This window comes from Archangium sp. Cb G35 (assembly GCF_001896145.1).
Classification (GTDB): domain Bacteria; phylum Myxococcota; class Myxococcia; order Myxococcales; family Myxococcaceae; genus Archangium; species Archangium violaceum.
This window is the reverse complement of record NZ_MPOI01000001.1, coordinates 833,532-850,505: the sequence shown is the minus strand read 5'-3', so window position 1 is coordinate 850,505 and position 16,974 is coordinate 833,532. Positions and strand designations below refer to the sequence as shown.

Genomic DNA, 16,974 nt, shown 5'->3' with positions numbered 1-16,974 from the left:
TGGGCTCCGAGTCTACCGCCGCCGGGCGGCCCACCATGCACCGGCGTGGCGCAGGGCCTCGGCATGGGAAACACCGGGTGGCGCGAGCGCGGACACCTCCACCACCTCGTCGAAGGGCCCACTCTCCGTGCCGGGCACGACGGCTCCCGCGAACATCACCGTGTGCTTGCCGAGCGTCCGAGCCTCCTTCGCCAGCGAGCCAGGGCCCTTGCCGAGCGCCGTCTGCCGGTCGAAGCGTCCCTCTCCAGTGAGCACGGCCTGCGCGGCGGCGAGCCGCTCGGACAGCCGGAGCGTCCGGGCCACCAGCTCGTATCCGGAGACGATCTTCCCACTGGCCAGGGCCAGGAGCCCGTAACCGAAGCCTCCCGCCGCCCCCGCGCCTGGCGTCTGGGCGAGTCCGGGGGCGACGGCCTCGGCGAGCCTGGCCAGGGCCGACTCCAGCTCGACGACAGTGGCCGCGTCAGCGCCCTTCTGGGGCCCGAAGAGGTACGAGGCTCCGTCCGGTCCCAGCAGCGGCGCGGTGACATCCGTGGCCACCAGCAGCTCCACCTTCGAGAGCCGTGGATGCCGTCCGCTCGTGTCCACCCGTGCGAGCCGCCGTAGCGCGGCCCCGCCCGGAGGCAAGGGCGCACCGTGTGCATCGAGGAACCGGAACCCGAGCGCAGTGAGCGCCCCCGTGCCTCCGTCATTCGTGGCGCTGCCCCCGAGCCCGAGGATGAGCCGCTCGCAACCCCGCTCCAGCGCCGCGCGCATCAGCTCGCCGGTGCCTTCGGTGGTGGTTCGCCGGGGGTCTCGCTCACCCGGCGCGAGCAGGGTCAGCCCGGAGGCCGCGGCCATCTCGATGACGGCCGTGCGCCCTGAGTCCAGCAGCCCGTAGGTGGCTCGCACGGGAGCGCCGAGCGGCCCCGGGACGGTGCACGTCACCCGCTCGCCGCCCACGCCCGCGAGCAGCGCGTCCACCGTGCCCGGCCCACCGTCCGCGAGCGGCGCCACGTCCAACTCCACGCCGGGCGCGCTCTGGCGCAACCCCTCGGCCAGGGCGGCGGCGGCCTCGGCGGCCGTGAGGGTCCCCTTGAACTCCTGGGGGGCGACGAGCCAGCGGCTCACGGCGTGGGTTCCGCCGTGCGCACCTCGGACGAGGGCTCGGGGGTGAGCAGGGGCACGTCGGTCCTCAGCTTGGAGGCCCGGGGCACGTCGGTTTTCGGCCCGGAGGTGCGCGGCTCGGAGGCGCTCGTCCCGGAGGGGCGCGGCTCGGAGGAACGGGCCTCGGACGGATGGACGATGATGTTCCCCCGGGGCGAGCCCTGGGCGACGCACTGGTAGACCAGCTTGTCCTCGATGCACTCCTCGAAGGGGTCGCACTCGCCGCGGCAGGGGAGGGGATCGCAGTAGCCGGTGGCCTCGTTGCAGGTGGTCCCCACGGGGCAGGCGGCGTAGCACCCGCCCTGTGAGCGGGAGATGGCGGACGTGCCGAGCGCCACGGCCGTGTTCAACGCGGCACTGGAAAGGGCCCCGCTGGCACTGGAGGCACAGCCGGACAGGAAGAAAACGAGGGACACGACGGCGCTGCGCCACGGCATGGAGCTCATGATTCCTCCTCGCGGAGAGAGGCCTCCGCGTGCCACTCGAGGATGGGGCGGGGTCCGGTCAACGATGGCAGCAGCCGCTGGGAGACGCGCTCCAGCCGCAGCAGCAGGGCGGTCACCGTGTCCGCTGGCTGACGCGCGGGGCCCCGGATGCGCTCGCAGAAGAAGGTGCGGCAGCCGAACGGGCGCTCCGCGTACACGGTGCAGCGCTTGCCCGCGGCGTCCAGGTAGGGACAGCCGCCGTCCTCCCTCGGAGGCGGCAGCGGATGGTGGCGGGCCAGCATCAACCACTCGGGGTACCACAGCCACGGCTGCCGCTTCGTCGTCGAGAGCTGGCAGCACTCGCCGCTCGCCGGGCACGAGAAGGGCGCGTACGCCGCATCCGCCTGCCGGTAGATGGCGCGCAGCTCCTGCAGGGCCCGCGCCTCCTCGCGCGAGCCCGGGGCCGTGGGGGCCTCGTCCGTATCGTCTTCCCAGTCGGGGTGTCGCATGGCTTCCGCGATGGGGATCATCCCACCGGGACGGGCCTGCTCACAACACGCGGAGGACGAAGCACTTCAGGTAGCGCGTCTCGCGCAGGTTGAGCAGTACGGGGTGGTCCTTGCCCGCGCCGCGCTTCTCGATGATCTGCACCCGCCGCTTCGCGTCCGCCGCCGCCGAGGCCAGCATGTCCTCGAAGCCCTGCTCGTCGATGTGGTACGTGCAGCTCGCGGAGATGAGATAGCCGCCCGGCCGCAAGAGCTGCATGGCGCGCAGGTTGATCTCCTTGTACCCGCGCAAGGCGCCCTCGATGGCGTCCTTGTTCTTCGCGAACGAGGGCGGATCCAGGACGATGGTGTCGAAGCGCCGGCCCTCGTCCACGGCATCGCGGAGGAAGTCGAAGGCGTTGGCCACCACCACTTCCACGTTGGGCAGCTTGTTGGCGGCCGCGTTCTCGCGCAGCTGGGCCGCCGCCTGCTCGGAGATCTCCACGGCGGTGACCTTCTGGGCCCGCGTGGCGAGCTGCAGCGCGAAGCCACCGACGTACGAGAAGCAGTCGAGCGCCTCGCCGAAGGCGTACTGCGAGGCCATGACGTGGTTCTCCCGCTGGTCCAGGAAGGAGCCCGTCTTCTGGCCCTCGAGCAGGTCCGCGCGCACGCGCACGAGCCCCTCGTCATAGGGCACCGGCCCGGGCTGGGTGCCGTACAGCACGCCCTTCTCCTGGGGCAGGCCCTCCAGCGCGCGCACGCCCACGTCCGAGCGGTTGACGATGGCGCGTGGCTTGAACAGCTCCACGAGCAGGTCGGTGAGGAGCTGCTTGCGCTGCTCGGTGCCGGCGACGAGGAACTGCACGCTCAGGTAATCGCCGTAGCGGTCCACCACGAGGCCGGGGATCAAATCGGCCTCACCGTGTATCACGCGGTAGGTGTTCTCCCCGGGCAGGGCGCGGCGGCGCATCGCGTCGGCCTGGGCCAGGCGCTGGCGGAAGAAGTCGGTGTCCACCGGCACGTCCTCGTAGGAGAGCCAGCGCAGCGAAATCTTGGAGTGCTTCGAATAGAAGGCCTTGCCGAGGAACCAGCCGCGGGCGTCCACGACGCGCACCACCTCGCCCCCCTGGAGGGCGGGGTCGCCGTTGAGGTCGGCGCGGTAGATCCACGGGTGGCCGGCCTGCCAGCGCTCGACGCCCCGGCGGACGAGCGAGACCTGGGGGAGCCCGTCCTGGCCGATGTCCGGGGTGGTCCGGTCCGGGGCGGGCTTCTCCGGGCGCTGGGGGGGGCGCTTGTTGCGGCCGGGGGGGCCACCGGGGCGGCGATCGTGACGGGGTCCTGAGGTTGGCTTGGGCATGGCTGGTGCGGCGTATACTCCAAACCGCGTGAGATACGACCTGCTCCTTCAATCCATGGTCCCGGGGACGCCTTTCGACAGCGCCCGGGTGGACGCTCTCCTGGAAGCCCGGGGGGCGAAGGCCCAGCCGGGCGGTGGGCGGACCTGGCTGCTGGAAAACGGCGCGGTGGAGGTGCACCCGCTGCGTGAGGGGGGCCAGTGGGTGGCCACGGAGGTGCGCATTCCCCTGGAGCACCAGAGCGAGCTCGTCCGCGAGGTGGTCTCCAAGGGGGCGGAGCTGGCCCGGGAGGCGGAGGTCCGGCTCTTCGATCCGCAGCTGGGGCGCGAGCTCAACGCCCACGACGACGGAGTGGTGGCGGACCAGTACGAGCGCACCGCGCGCTACGCGGGGGAGATGCTCGGGGTGGGCTCGGCCATGCCCATCGACACGTCCACGAGCGAGGGCTTCCAGCCGACGACGAAGTTCGTGCTCGGGGTTGGGATCTTCTTCACGCTGCTGTACCTGCTGGTCAGCTGGATGAACACGCAGCTCGGAGGCTGAAAAAGAGAAGGAGCCTCCACACGTTCCTCCGAGCGCTGACGTGCCCCAGGCGTTAGGTTGGGCAGGTGTTCAAGTACCTTCTGCTGGCGTTCACGGTCGTCCCCTTCATCGAGCTGTACCTGCTGCTGGCCATAGGCCGCGAGGTGGGCTTCTGGCCCACGGTGGCCGGGGTGCTGTTCACGGGCGTGGTCGGTGCCTGGCTGGCCAAGAAGGAGGGCCTGCGGGTGCTCCGCCGCTGGCAGGAGTCGCTCGCGCGGGGCCGCATGCCGGACGAGGGCCTGGTGGGTGGGGTGCTCGTGCTGGTGGGCGGGGTGCTGCTGGTGTCTCCGGGGGTGTTCACCGACGTCGTCGGGCTCTTCCTGCTGTTCCCGCCGACGCGGCGGCTCGTGGCCGAGCTGGTGCGCCGGAGACTCGAGCGCCGCATGGCGGAGGGCACGCTGCGCGTCACAACCTTCCAGTCGGGACCGTTCCCCGGAGGGCCATTCGGGAGTCCTTCAGGAGACCAGCCCCACGTGCCCCGAGCCTCACGGCCACGAATCGAACGGAAGCCGGGGGACGAAACCGACGCGGAGTTCACCGAGTAGGACGGGCGCAGATATCCCCTCTCCCCCCGGGAGAGGGACGGGGTGAGGGTGCCCGTCACCGTCCTGGCTGCCCGTGCCTCAGAGGACGCGCTGGTACTCGCGGACCCAGAACTTCATCACGCCCTCGCAAATATCCTCGAGCCGCTGGCACTCGAGCTCGCGGGGCTTGTCCATCTCGAGATTCGCATCCAGCAGCAGTTCCTTCCGGGCGTTCCACAGCTCGAGACGGACGTGGGTGGCATCCGCGCGAGAGGCGCGGGCATACAGCTTCAAGCGCTTACCGCGGTGCTCGAAGTCCAGCGAGAGCGGCTCCGGCTCGGAGGGCGACAGGGTGTAGACGCCCGTCACGGCGGGCACCTGGAGCAACAGCTGCACGGGGGGCCGGTGCTCGACGGGCGTCTCCAGCGCGAGCGAGTGCTGGCCGGTGATACGCACGGCCAGGAAGTCCAGGGTCTGGGGATGCTGAGGGGAGACGGGGGTGACGGTGAGCAGCTTCCGCGAGCCCTCGATACGGGCAATGACTTCCTCCCGGTTGCGGATGTCGCCGGAGCAGCGCTTTTCGTCAGCGCAGTCGACGGAGAGGCGCCAGTCGGCGCGGGCATCGGGGCAGTCCTTGGGGACCTCGAGCTGGGCCTGGGCCTTGGGGGTGAGGACGAGGCTCTGGGTGCTCGGGGTGCGGCAGACGAAGTCCACGTCCACGGCGAGCGCGGTCACCTGGACGGGAGGGGAAGGGGACTCCTTCTTCGGATTCTGGGTCCCATCCGCTGAGAGCAGCAGGGCGAGCACGGAGAGGGCGGAGAACATGGCCCCGGTCTAACACGGGACGTACGCTCCGCCCTCTTCTGGTCCACGCTTACGGCGGCGGACCGAAGGAGCCGCTGCCTGGGAACACCGTTGGATCAGGTGCCATAGCAAACCGTCGTGTTGTCCCCGGTCGTGCCATCGCCGGGCTTCCTGCAATCTGAGGTGTGCAGGTAGCCGCCAAAGGTGAACCCGGTCGGGCACGCGACGATGCCACAGATCTGCCGGTCCCAGGTCGTGGCGACGATCCGCCTGCAAGCGGTGGAGTTCTTTTGAGTGGGGGCCGCGCCCGAGGGCTCACATCCCGAGTCGGTACGATAGGCCACGACGGAATAGCCATCGGGACAGCCGATGCCACAGGTGATGAATGTATAGTCGTTACCCGGCAAGGCCGGGTAACCGGTCTTGTTCGGCTGCGTTCCCCCATTGGACGAGGTGACCGCATCGCAATACCTGTTTATGGAATACCCGGCGACGTAGTGGCCGGCCGTCAGGTAGTCGCCCAGTCCACAGGCCGCATAGCCACCGCTCGTGATGGGGGTGCAACCCGTTCCATTCACCGAGGTATACGAACTTCCGGTGGAGGGGCAGGGGCCACAACCGCTACTGCCGTAACATCCATAGCCCGTGGGAGCGTAGCCGGAGGGGCAGATCAGACCACAGACGGCGATATCCAACGCGGACTGCACCGTGGCGAGAGACTCCTCCTCGACAGGAATCTCCTCCACCGTGGAGGTTTCTCCGCATGCCGCCAACAGGAGCATCAGGCAGGGAATCGCCAACAGGTTCTTCATGTCACAGCCCTTCGGGTAGGTGCTTCCAAGGTGTGGATGCACGGGTGTGACCTGCTTCTTAGGGCAGCCTGCGCGCCCATGCAGTGAACTGGTTCATATGCACAGTCTTTTGGAGCGGGCCTTCCAGCAAGGCGTCTGCCGCATCTGAGCCCGCGGTTCAGCGGCCCCCGGCGCGAGGCGCCACCATGCGCCAGCAGCGGTGGATCTCCTTGCGCTGGAAGTCCTCGGGGATGGAGCCGGGCGTGAGCTCCTCCACCGACTCGTAGCCGCGGACGGCGGTGTCCTTCAGCTCGAAGCCGAGGAAGTTGGTGGAGAAGTAGAGGATGCCGCCGGGGTTCAGCAGCTCGCGGATGCCCTCCAGCATGCGCACGTGGTCGCGCTGCACGTTGAAGGTGCCCTGCATCTTCTTCGAGGTGGAGAAGGAGGGCGGATCGCACACCACCAGATCGAAGGTCTGCTCGGGGTCCTGGCGCTGGTCCTGGGCCCAGGCCATGGCATCGGCGCGCAGCAGGGCGTGGCGCGGGTCCGACAGCCCGTTGAGCGCGAGGTTCTCCTCGGCCCAGTCCAGGTAGGTGTTGGACAAATCCACACTGAGGGTGACGGCGGTACCCGTCCTCCTCCGGCCGATGGCGGAACCTCCTGCCCGGCGCCTCCTGCTGGGGACGCGGGCACGCCGCCGTCTCCCGGGGACGCGGGCACGCCGGGCGGTTGCGTGCGCAACACGGACTGTGCCTCGGGCAGCTACTGCATCAACGGCGCCTGCCTCAGTGGCTGCTCCTACGACTCGCAGTGCGCCTCCACGGAGACGTGCGCGAGTGGCCTGTGCCGTCCGCGCCCGTCCCCCGCGTGCACCAGCGCGGCGCAGTGCACCACCGGCTCGGACTGCGTGGACGGTGCCTGCCGCTCGCCCTGCACCTCCAGCACCGCGTGCCCCAGCGGCTCCGTGTGCAGGATTGGCTACTGCATGCCCTCGACCACCCCGAGCAGCGGCAAGACGTGCTCCGTCAACTGCGACTGTCCCTCGGGCGAGCGCTGCGTGGAAGGCGTCTGCCGCATCTGAGCGCCGGGGTTCATCAGTTCCCGGATGCCCTCCAGCGAGCACGAGGGCAGAGACATGGTCCCGGTCTAGCACGGGACGTATGCTCCGCCCTCTTCTGGTCCACGCTTACGGCGGCGGACCGAAGGATCCGCTGCCTGGGAACGCCGTTGGATCAGATGCCATTGCAAATCGTCGTGTTGTCCCCGGTCGTGCTATCGCCGGGCTGCCTGCAAGCTGAGGTGTGCAGGTAGCCGCCAAAGGTGAACCCGGACGGGCACCCGACGATGCCACAGATCTGCTGGTCCCAGGTCGGGTCGACGATCCGCCTGCAAGAGGTGGAGTTCTTTTGAGTGGGGGTCGCGCCCGAGGGGTCACATCCCGAGTCGGTACGATAGCTCAAGACAGAATAGCCAGCGGGACAGCCCATGCCACAGGCGGTGAATGTATAGTCGTCACCCGGCAAGGCCGGGTAACCGGTCTTGTTCGGCTTCGTTCCCCCATTGGACGAGGTGACCGCATCGCAATACCTGCTGATGACATATCCGGAGATGTAGTGGCCGGCCGACATATAGTCGCCGAGGCCACAGGCCGCATAGCCTTTGTCCACTTTGATGAGGGTGCAACCCGTTCCATTCACCGTGGTATACTTATCTCCGGTGGAGGGGCAGGGGCCACAACCGCTACTGCCGTAACATCCATAGACAGTGGGAGCGTAGCCGGCGGGGCACACCAGACCACATTCGATGGTGTTTTCAGGAGGCGGGGGATCATCCAACTCGGACTGCACCGTGGCGAGAGATTCCTCCTCGCCAGGAATCTCCTCCACCGTGGAGGTACCTCCGCATGCCGCCAACAGGAACATCAGGCAGGGAATCGCCAACAGGTTCTTCATGTCACATTCCTTCGGGTAGGTGCTTCCATGGCGTGAGCCCGCCCCTGTGATGAGTGTCCACCACGGGGCGGCTCTTGGATGCACGGGTGTAACCTGCTTCTTAGGGCGGCCTGTGCGCCAATGCAGTGACTTGGTTCACAGCACGGTCTTTTGGAGTGGGCCTTCCAGCTAAGGGGTTTGCCGTATCTGAGCCTGCGGCTCAGCGGACCCCGGCGCGAGGCGCCACCATGCGCCAGCAGCGGTGGATCTCCTTGCGCTGGAAGTCCTCGGGGATGGAGCCGGGCGTGAGCTCCTCCACCGACTCGTAGCCGCGGACGGCGGTGTCCTTCAGCTCGAAGCCGAGGAAGTTGGTGGAGAAGTAGAGGACGCCGCCGGGATTCATCAGCTCCCGGATGCCCTCCAGCATGCGCACGTGGTCGCGCTGCACGTTGAAGGTGCCCTGCATCTTCTTCGAGGTGGAGAAGGAAGGCGGATCGCACACCACCAGATCGAAGGTCTGCTCGGGCTCCTGGCGCTGGTCCTGGACCCAGGCCATGGCATCGGCGCGCAGCAGGGCGTGGCGCGGGTCCGACAGCCCGTTGAGCGCGAGGTTCTCCTCGGCCCAGTCCAGGTAGGTGTTGGACAGGTCCACACTGAGGGTGCGGGAAGCCCCGCCCGCGGCGGCGTACACGGTGAAGGCGCCCGTGTAGCAGAAGAGGTTGAGGAAGCTCTTCCCCTTCGCCTCGTCACGCACCCGGGCGCGCGTGAGCCGGTGGTCCATGAAGAGGCCGGTGTCCAGGTAGTCGCCGAGGTTCACCCAGAACTTCAGCCCCTGCTCCTCCACCACGAGGCGCTCGGTGCCCTCGCCGACCCGGCCGTACTGCGAGCGGCCCCAGGGCTGGGGCAGGTGCGTCTTCACGTGGACGCGCTCGGGGGGCACCTCCAGCACGGTGCTCACCGCGGCGAGCACCTCGGCCCGCTGCTCCTCCAGGCTCTTGAGGGCCCGGCGGCGGGGGTACTCCACCAGGTGCACCCGGTCCGCGTAGAGGTCCACCGCGTAGGTGTACTCGGGGACGTCCCGGTCGTACACGCGGAAGGCGGTGAGCCCGCGAGCCTTGGCCCACTTGCGAAAGTGCTTCACGTTCTTGCGCAGGCGGTTCTCGAACATCCCCACCGCCGTTCCGCTGCCCTGCGTCATGACTGCCCTGTCCTCTCCCGTACGGCCACGGCCCTCTCTTCTCCGACTCCCCGCCCTGGGGCAAGTCTTCCGGACGGGCGGCTGGGCCCGGCTGACACTCCCGGGGGGAAGGGGAGTGTGATAGGCCCCCGGCCATGCGCTTCGATACCCTCGCCATCCATGCCGGCCAGGAGCCGGATCCCACGACGGGCGCCATCATGACGCCGGTCTACCTGACCTCCACCTACGTCCAGGCGGGCCCCGGGGAGCACAAGGGCTTCGAGTACAGCCGGACCCAGAATCCCACCCGCAACGCGCTCCAGGACTGTCTGGCGGCGCTGGAAGGGGCGAAGCATGGCCTCGCGTTCGCCTCGGGTCTGGCGGGCTCGGACATGCTGATGCACATGCTGGAGTCCGGGGACCACGTGGTGGTGTCCGACGACGTGTACGGCGGCACCTTCCGCATCTTCGACAAGGTCTTCCGGCGCCACGGCCTGAACTTCTCCTGGGTGGACCTGTCCAACCCGGACAACTTCGAGAAGGCCATCACCCCGAAGACGAAGATGGTGTGGGTGGAGTCGCCCACCAACCCGATGCTCAAGCTGATCGACCTGGCGCGCATCGCGGAGACGGCGAAGAAGCGGAACATCCTCTCGGTGTGCGACAACACGTTCATGACGCCGTACTTCCAGCGTCCGATGGACCTGGGGTTCGACGTGGTGACGCACTCGACGACGAAGTACATCAACGGCCACAGCGACGTGGTGGGCGGCTTCGTGTGCACCAGCAACGAGGAGCTGGCGCAGAAGATGTACTTCCTGCAGAACGCGGTGGGCGGCGTGCCGGGCCCCATGGACTGCTTCCTGGTGCTGCGCGGCGTGAAGACGCTGGGCGTGCGCATGGAGCGCCACGCGCAGAACGCGCTGAAGGTGGCCCAGTTCCTCGCCACGCACCCGAAGGTGCAGAAGGTCACCTACCCCGGCCTGGAGAGCCACCCGCAGCACGCGCTGGCGCGCAAGCAGATGAAGGGCTTCGGCGGCATGATGACCTTCGACATCAAGGGCGGGCTGGAGCCGGCGCGCAAGTTCCTCAAGACGGTGAAGATCTTCGCGTGCGCCGAGTCGCTCGGTGGCGTGGAGTCGCTCATCGAGCACCCGGCCATCATGACGCACGCGTCGGTGCCCAAGGAGACGCGCGATCAGCTGGGCATCTCGGACGGGCTCATCCGGCTGTCGGTGGGAATCGAGGACGCGCAGGACCTCGTGGATGACCTGAAGCAGGCGCTCGACGTGGCCTGAGCCTGATGTCCCCTTCGGGGCCGAGGGCCTCACGCTCCAGCGTCACGGAGCGGAGGCCCTTCGTGTTTCACGCGCGGTGATGCGCCGGGAATAACCAGTCTCTCGTACTACGAGGTTCCTTCCACCGAATTGACCAGGGAGGGGTCCTCTTTGATAAACCGGGCCGTCCACCTGACCGCGTGCCCCCGCGTGGCCGGTGTGTGCCGTGGCTCTGTTTTCATCCTCACCCGTCAGCAGTCCAGGTCCTGGACCGTCCAGGAACGCCCCATGCCCTCCGCTCGAACCCGGACGCCCTTCTTCTCCACGCTCGCCCTCGTTTCCCTTCTGGGGAGCGCGGCGTGCAACAAGCCATCCGAAGCGCCCCCTCCGGGTGGCGCCCCTCCAGCCGTGGAGGTGGGAGCGATCACGTTGCAACCCTCGAGCATTCCGGTGCTCGATGAATTGCCGGGGCGCATCGCCCCGATGCGCAGCGCCGAGGTGCGTCCGCGCGTGTCCGGCATCATCGTCGAGCGCGTCTTCCGGCAGGGCGGCAGCGTGAAGGCGGGAGATGTGCTCTTCAAGCTCGACGCGTCGATGTACGAGGTCGAGCGCGCCAGCGCGAAGGCCGTATTGGCGAGGGCCGAGGTGACGGCCTCGGAGGCCCTCCAGCAGGCGCAACGGGGCGAGAAGCTCCTGGCCGACGGTGTCGTCACCCAGGAGCAGCACGAGACGCTCCAGGCGGCCCTCCGGCGTGCCGAGGCGGATGTGGCGGCGGCCAAGGCGGCGCTGCGCCGCGCGGAGCTCAACCTGGAGTACACGACGATCCGCGCGCCCATCGGGGGAAGGATTGGCCGGGCCCTGGTGACGGAAGGCGCGCTCGTGAGCGCGGGAGATCCCACGGCGCTCGCGCTCATCCAGCAGCTCGATCCGGTCTACGTGGACTTCACCCAGCCCGCGATGGAGCTCCGCCGCCTGCGCCAGGCCCTCAAGGACGGGCACGTCCAGGGCGGCTCCTCCGAGCACGCGAACATCCAGCTGATCCTCGACGATGGTGCTCTCTATGAGAAGGCGGGGCGGCTGCTCTTCTCGGATGTCTCGGTGGATCCCGGCAGTGGCCAGGTGACGCTGCGCGGGGAGTTCCCCAATCCGGACGCGGAGCTCCTTCCTGGCATGTACGTGCGGGGACGCGTCGAGCAAGGCACCCTGAGCGAGGCGCTCGTCGTGCCCCAGCAGGCCATCCAGCGCGACAACACGGGCAAGTCCCAGGTCTTCGTGGTCTCGGGCAAGGGCACCGCCGAGGTGCGCCCGGTGCGCGTCTCCCGCACCTACCAGGAGCAGGCGGTGATTCAAGAAGGCCTGAAGGCGGGCGAGCAGGTCATCGTCGAGGGCTTCCAGAAGTTCGGCGCGGGCTCACCGGTCAGGCCCGTGGCCTGGACCACGTCTGGCGCCGGCATCCAACCCTCCCAGCCCCGATAGGGCCTACCGCCATGCCTCGTTTCTTCATCGACAGGCCCATCTTCGCCTGGGTCATCGCGCTGTTCATCATCATGGCGGGCGTGCTCGCCATCCCCAACCTGCCGGTGTCGCAGTACCCCAACGTGGCGCCGCCGCAGCTCACCCTCTCGACCTTCTACCCGGGCGCGTCGCCCGAGGACATCTACCAGAGCGTCACGCGCATCATCGAGGAGGAGCTCAACGGCACGAAGTCGTTGCTCTACTTCGAGTCGACCAGTGAAGCGACGGGTGCCATCACCATCACCGCGACCTTCGAGCCGGGGACGGACCCCGCCCTGGCCGCCGTCGAGCTCCAGAACCGCGTCAAACGGGTCGAGCCCCGGTTGCCGCTCGTCGTGATGCAGCAGGGCCTGCAGATCGACGAAGCGGGCAGTGGCTTCCTCATGCTGGTGACGTTGCGCTCCAAGGACGGCTCCATCGACGAGCTCGCCCTGGGGGATTACGTCGCGCGCAACGTGGTCAATGAGTTGCGGCGCATCCCGGGCGTGGGCCGGGCGCAGCCCTTCTCCTTCGAGCGCGCCATGCGCGTCTGGGTGGATCCCATCCGGCTGCGGGGCGTGGGTCTCACCACCCAGGACGTGATGAACGCCATTCGCGCGCAGAACGCCCAGGTCGCGGCGGGCTCGCTCGGTGCCCCCCCCGGACCGGCGACCCAGAAGGTCGCGGCGACCGTGCTGGTGAAGGGTCAGTTGACCTCGCCGGAGGAGTTCGGTGCCATCCTGCTTCGCGCGAACGCGGATGGTTCCTCCGTGCGCCTGCGGGACGTGGCCCGCGTGGAGCTGGGCGGGCAGAACTATTCCATCTCCTCACGGCTCAATGGCCAGCCGAGCGCGGCCATCGGTATCCAGCTGTCTCCCGAGGGCAATGCCCTCGCGACCTCGACGGCGATCCGCGCGAAGATGGAGGAGTTGTCCCGGTTCTTCCCGGCGGGCATCGCCTACGACATTCCGTATGACACGGCCCCGTTCGTGGGCGTGTCCATCGAGAAGGTCCTCCACACGCTCGCCGAGGCGGTGGTGCTGGTCTTCCTGGTGATGTTCCTGTTCCTCCAGAACATCCGCTACACGCTCATTCCCACCCTCGTCGTCCCCATCGCCCTGCTCGGCACCTGCGGGGTGCTGTACGCCATGGGCTTCTCCATCAACGTGCTCACCATGTTCGCCATGGTGCTCGCGATCGGCATCCTCGTGGACGACGCCATCGTGGTGATCGAGAACGTGGAGCGCATCATGAGCGAGGAGGGCCTGTCTCCGCGTGAAGCCACGCAGAAGGCCATGAAGCAGATCACGGGAGCCGTCATCGGCATCACCCTCGTGCTCAGCGCCGTCTTCGTGCCCATGGGCTTCTTCCCTGGCTCCGTCGGCGTCATCTACAAGCAGTTCTCGCTGACCATGGTGGTGTCCATCCTGTTCTCGGCGCTGCTCGCCCTGTCCCTGACGCCGGCGCTCTGCGCGACCTTCTTGAAGCCTGTCACCCGGGGGCACGCGCATGCGAGCACGGGGTTCTTCGGCTGGTTCAACCGTGGCTTCGAGCGCACGTCCAACGCCTACCGTGGGTTCGTGGGCCGCACCCTGCATCGTGCTGGCCGGTTCATGCTCATCTACGTCGCGGTGTTCGCGGCCCTCGGCTGGCTGTTCGTCCGGCTCCCCTCGTCCTTCATTCCGAGCGAGGACAAGGGCTTCCTCATCCTCGGAGTGCAGGGGCCAGCGGAGGCCACGGTCAACCGGACGCTGGACGCGGTGGTCCAGATGGAGAAGACGCTGCAGGCGGAGCCGGGCGTGGAGCGGGTCGTGGCCATCCTGGGTTTCAGCTTCTACGGCCAGGGTCAGAACGCGGCCTTGAGCTTCGCGACGTTGAAGCCCTGGTCGGAGCGAGGAGCGGAGGACAGCGCCGATGCCATCGCCGCACGGGTGAACGGGGCGGTCTCGGCGGTGCGGGATGCCTTCATCTTCGCGTTCGCGCCACCGCCCATCGAGGGACTGGGAACCACGGGGGGCTTCTCCTTCCGGCTGGAAGACCGGGCGGGCCTGGGACAGGAGGCGCTCGCCGCCGCGAGGCATCAACTGGTGGCGGCCGCCGCCCAGAGTCCCATCCTCGCCGGCGTGTCGTTCGAGGGTCTGGAGAACTCGCCGCAGGTCGAGCTCCGCATCGATCGCGAGAAGGCGAGTGCGCTCGGCATCACATTCGCCGACATCAACGAGACGCTCTCCACCAACCTGGGCTCGGCCTACTCCAGTGACTTTCCCAACGCGGGCCGGATGCAGCGGGTGATCGTCCAGGCGGATGGAAACCGGCGCATGCAGACGGAGGATGTCCTCGCGCTCAACGTACGCAACCGCGAGGGGACCCTGGTGCCCCTGTCCACCTTCGCCACGGTGGACTGGCGGATGGGGCCCTCCCAGGTGATCGGCTACAACGGCTACCCCTCGGCCCGCATTGGCGGGAGCGCGGCTCCGGGCCGTTCGAGCGGTGAAGCCATCCAGGAGATGGAGCGCCTGGCGAGCCAGCTCCCGCGCGGGTTTGGTTTCGACTGGAGCGGGCAATCGCTGCAGGAAATCCAGTCGGGCTCGCAGGCTCCGTTCCTGATCGCCCTGTCGCTGTTGTTCGTGTTCCTGTGCTTGGCGGCCCTCTATGAGAGCTGGTCCATTCCCCTGGCCGTGTTGCTCGTCGTTCCCCTGGGAGTGCTCGGCTCGGTGCTGGCCGTCATGCTCCGGGGAATGGACAACGATGTGTATTTCAAGGTCGGGCTCATCACGATCATCGGCTTGTCGGCGAAGAACGCCATTCTGATCATCGAGTTCGCCAAGGAGCTCCGGGAGCAGGGCAAGCCGCTGCTGGACGCGGCGATCGAGGCGGCGCAGCTGCGCTTCCGTCCCATCCTCATGACGTCGCTCGCCTTCACGTTGGGAGTGGTTCCGCTCGCCATCGCGAGTGGGCCCGGCGCGGCCAGCCAGCGAGCCATTGGAACGGGAGTGCTCGGGGGAATGCTATCGGCCACGGTGCTCGCGGTGATTTTCGTGCCGGTCTTCTACGTCTTCATCATGCGGCTGCTCAGCCGGCGGATCGTGACAAACACGGAGGCGAGTCTCCCCGAAGCCACGAATTGAACCATTACCCCGCCGCCCAATTTCCCCTCTCCCCCCGGGAGAGGGACGGGGTGAGGGTATCGGAAGTACCCGGGTTCAAACCCCGGCCAAGGGCCTCACGCTTCCGTGTCTGGAAGCGGAGGCCCTTCGTGTTTCACGCGGGCACCTTGAAGGATTCCAAGGATTCTCTTGATTCGTTTCCAGAGACAGGCCCAAGTAGACAGGGCTGGAGCGGTACGAAAGCGGTTTTTCACTGGAGGCAAGCCAATGAATCCTCGGACGTTGTGCTCGGTTCTGTGTCTTTCGCTGGTGGTACCGTGGATGGCCGGGTGTTTCTTCCCGTCATCTCCGGACTCCCCGCCCCTCATCGCTTTGATCTCTCCGGGGGCGGGGCCCCTGACAGGGGGGACCGAGATCACGATCATGGGGAACAACTTCAGCGACGTGGTCTCGGTCACGGTCGGGGGGAAGGAGCTCGTGGACCTCTCCGTTGTCAGCAAAGACATCATCGAGGGCAAGACGCCTCCGGGGACGGTCGGAACCTGGGACGTGGTGGTCACCACCGCTCATGGTTCCGTCACGAAGTCCGCCGCCTACCGATACACGTCAAAGTTTCCGATCCCCTATGGCACCCTGAATTCCCTGGAGTCCGGTGAGGAGCGCGTTTCGGCGGGAATCGTTGCCGACAGCAGCGGCAATGTCTTCGTGGCGGGCCATACCACCAAATACTTCCCCGGATTCATCAACATGGGGGGCACGGACCTGTTCGTCATGAAAATCGACAATGACGGAGAGCTTCTGTGGGTCCAGCAACTGGGCTCTGATGGTGACGACCGGCCTGAAGGGCTGGCATTGGATGGCGACGGCAACGTGTATGTCGTGGGTTCCTCGAGCCGGAGCTTCCCCGGATTCACCTCCCAGGGCAACGCGGATGCTTATGTCATCAAGTTCAACGGCGATGGGGCGCGTCAGTGGGTTCAGCAACTGGGTACGGCGAAGGCTGATTATGCCAAGGCGGTGGGCACTGACGGCGACGGCAATATCTACGTGGTGGGGACCACGGAGGGGAGCTTCCCGGATTTCACGAATGGGGGCCACTCAGACACGTTCGTCATGAAGCTCGGCGGCGACGGAGTGCGCCAGTGGACCCGGCAATGGGGCGGATTCGGCAACGATTCCGTGAATGGGGCGGCCACGGATCGCGCTGGCAATGTCTATGTGGTGGGTAAGGAGTTGAACGGTCATAGCACCTCGGGCAGTTATGTCCTGAAATTCGACGGAACTGGCGCGCTGATGTTCGTCAAGCAATTCGAGAGCGAGAACACCCGAGTGGCCCTTGACGACAATGGCGCCGCCTATGTGGCAGGTACAGCGGGGCGAGAGTGGCAGGTCATGAAGTTTGACGGGGCGACGGGTGCCGAGCAGTGGACCCATCCACTGGGTCTCGCCGCCAGCGCCGTGGCCGGGGTGGCGCTCGAGAAGAGTGGTCATGTCTACGTGGTGGGCGAGACCTTGACCCACTTCCCTGGTTTCGAAAAACAGGGCCAGGAGGATACGTTCGTCATGAAGATTGATAATGCCGGAGCGCGCCAGTGGGTTCAGCAAACGGGTGAAGTGGGGCGCGACCGGCCTGCCGGAGTGGTCACGGACGGCAAGGGCAACGTCTTCGTCGGCGGTTCTTCGGAAAGCATTTTCCCAGGCCGCACCAATCTCTACAATCGAACCGATGTCTTCTTGATGAAATTCAATTCGAGTGGAGAGATGTACTGACCGAACTGGCGTTGAGGCTCATGAGACTGGATGTTGAGCCATTCTCCCAGCCTGGATTGGAGCGCTGTCCGGCGGAGCCTTCAGCCAGGACAGCGCTCGGGTACCTCGA

The 16,974-nt window shown here is 67.3% G+C and carries 16 protein-coding genes; 7 read left to right on the top strand and 9 right to left on the bottom strand.

Annotation, left to right across the window (positions count from 1 at the left end):
• Positions 1 to 12 precede the first annotated feature (12 nt).
• The 4 genes from BO221_RS03505 to BO221_RS03490 are packed head-to-tail and all read right to left on the bottom strand — an operon-like array spanning position 13 to position 3,410.
• Positions 13 to 1,107 carry a glycerate kinase gene (locus BO221_RS03505; protein WP_073558865.1) on the bottom strand — a complete coding sequence of 365 codons (1,095 nt, stop codon included), beginning with the start codon at positions 1,105 to 1,107 and terminating at the stop codon, positions 13 to 15.
• Entirely contained in the window at positions 1,104 to 1,589 is a 486-nt protein-coding gene (locus BO221_RS03500) for a hypothetical protein (RefSeq protein WP_073558864.1), read from the bottom strand. Before BO221_RS03500 ends, BO221_RS03505 begins: the two co-directional genes overlap by 4 nt.
• Positions 1,586 to 2,077 carry a YkgJ family cysteine cluster protein gene (locus BO221_RS03495; protein WP_073559451.1) on the bottom strand — a complete coding sequence of 164 codons (492 nt, stop codon included), beginning with the start codon at positions 2,075 to 2,077 and terminating at the stop codon, positions 1,586 to 1,588. The genes BO221_RS03500 and BO221_RS03495 overlap by 4 nt, the downstream gene beginning before the upstream one ends.
• Before the next feature lie 40 nt (positions 2,078 to 2,117).
• The gene (locus BO221_RS03490; protein WP_083680714.1) at positions 2,118 to 3,410 is read right to left on the bottom strand and encodes a class I SAM-dependent rRNA methyltransferase; all 1,293 of its coding nucleotides are present in this window, start codon (positions 3,408 to 3,410) and stop codon (positions 2,118 to 2,120) included.
• 28 nt (positions 3,411 to 3,438) lie between these two features.
• Between BO221_RS03490 and BO221_RS03485 the strand changes: the two genes are divergently transcribed.
• Entirely contained in the window at positions 3,439 to 3,951 is a 513-nt protein-coding gene (locus BO221_RS03485; protein WP_083680713.1) for a hypothetical protein, read from the top strand.
• Positions 3,952 to 4,016: 65 nt separating this feature from the next.
• Positions 4,017 to 4,535, top strand: a complete 519-nt coding sequence (locus BO221_RS03480) for an FxsA family protein (RefSeq protein WP_073558862.1) — start codon at positions 4,017 to 4,019, stop codon at positions 4,533 to 4,535.
• Positions 4,536 to 4,613: 78 nt separating this feature from the next.
• Here BO221_RS03480 and BO221_RS03475 read toward each other — a convergent pair whose 3' ends face one another.
• From BO221_RS03475 to BO221_RS03465, 3 genes are all read right to left on the bottom strand, one after another.
• A complete protein-coding gene (locus tag BO221_RS03475) occupies positions 4,614 to 5,339 on the bottom strand; it encodes a hypothetical protein (RefSeq protein WP_073558861.1) in 726 nt (241 codons plus the stop codon).
• Positions 5,340 to 5,434: 95 nt separating this feature from the next.
• Positions 5,435 to 6,130 (bottom strand): hypothetical protein, encoded by a 696-nt coding sequence (locus BO221_RS03470; protein ID WP_073558860.1) that lies wholly within the window; start codon positions 6,128 to 6,130, stop codon positions 5,435 to 5,437.
• Between the two features lie 157 nt (positions 6,131 to 6,287).
• On the bottom strand, positions 6,288 to 6,713 hold the full coding sequence (locus tag BO221_RS03465) for a hypothetical protein (protein ID WP_369864226.1): 426 nt from the start codon (positions 6,711 to 6,713) through the stop codon (positions 6,288 to 6,290).
• Positions 6,714 to 6,842: 129 nt separating this feature from the next.
• Here BO221_RS03465 and BO221_RS55335 point away from each other — a divergent pair, with 129 nt between their 5' ends.
• Positions 6,843 to 7,190: a hypothetical protein gene (locus tag BO221_RS55335; RefSeq protein WP_198956068.1), complete on the top strand. Its 348-nt coding sequence runs from the start codon at positions 6,843 to 6,845 to the stop codon at positions 7,188 to 7,190.
• 151 nt (positions 7,191 to 7,341) lie between these two features.
• Here BO221_RS55335 and BO221_RS53370 read toward each other — a convergent pair whose 3' ends face one another.
• Both BO221_RS53370 and BO221_RS03460 read right to left on the bottom strand, forming a co-directional pair.
• Complete coding sequence (locus tag BO221_RS53370) at positions 7,342 to 8,061, bottom strand: hypothetical protein (protein WP_143195235.1); 720 nt, start codon at positions 8,059 to 8,061, stop codon at positions 7,342 to 7,344.
• A 199-nt stretch (positions 8,062 to 8,260) separates the two neighbouring features.
• On the bottom strand, positions 8,261 to 9,238 hold the full coding sequence (locus BO221_RS03460; RefSeq protein WP_073558859.1) for a class I SAM-dependent methyltransferase: 978 nt from the start codon (positions 9,236 to 9,238) through the stop codon (positions 8,261 to 8,263).
• A gap of 134 nt (positions 9,239 to 9,372) precedes the next feature.
• Between BO221_RS03460 and BO221_RS03455 the strand changes: the two genes are divergently transcribed.
• From BO221_RS03455 to BO221_RS03440, 4 genes are all read left to right on the top strand, one after another.
• Positions 9,373 to 10,515 (top strand): cystathionine gamma-synthase, encoded by a 1,143-nt coding sequence (locus BO221_RS03455; RefSeq protein WP_073558858.1) that lies wholly within the window; start codon positions 9,373 to 9,375, stop codon positions 10,513 to 10,515.
• Between the two features lie 267 nt (positions 10,516 to 10,782).
• Positions 10,783 to 11,970: an efflux RND transporter periplasmic adaptor subunit gene (locus BO221_RS03450; RefSeq protein ID WP_073558857.1), complete on the top strand. Its 1,188-nt coding sequence runs from the start codon at positions 10,783 to 10,785 to the stop codon at positions 11,968 to 11,970.
• Between the two features lie 11 nt (positions 11,971 to 11,981).
• Positions 11,982 to 15,116, top strand: coding sequence for an efflux RND transporter permease subunit (locus BO221_RS03445; RefSeq protein WP_073558856.1), 3,135 nt, complete (start codon positions 11,982 to 11,984; stop codon positions 15,114 to 15,116).
• A gap of 246 nt (positions 15,117 to 15,362) precedes the next feature.
• On the top strand, positions 15,363 to 16,865 hold the full coding sequence (locus tag BO221_RS03440) for an SBBP repeat-containing protein (RefSeq protein ID WP_083680711.1): 1,503 nt from the start codon (positions 15,363 to 15,365) through the stop codon (positions 16,863 to 16,865).
• The last annotated feature ends 109 nt before the right edge of the window (positions 16,866 to 16,974 follow it).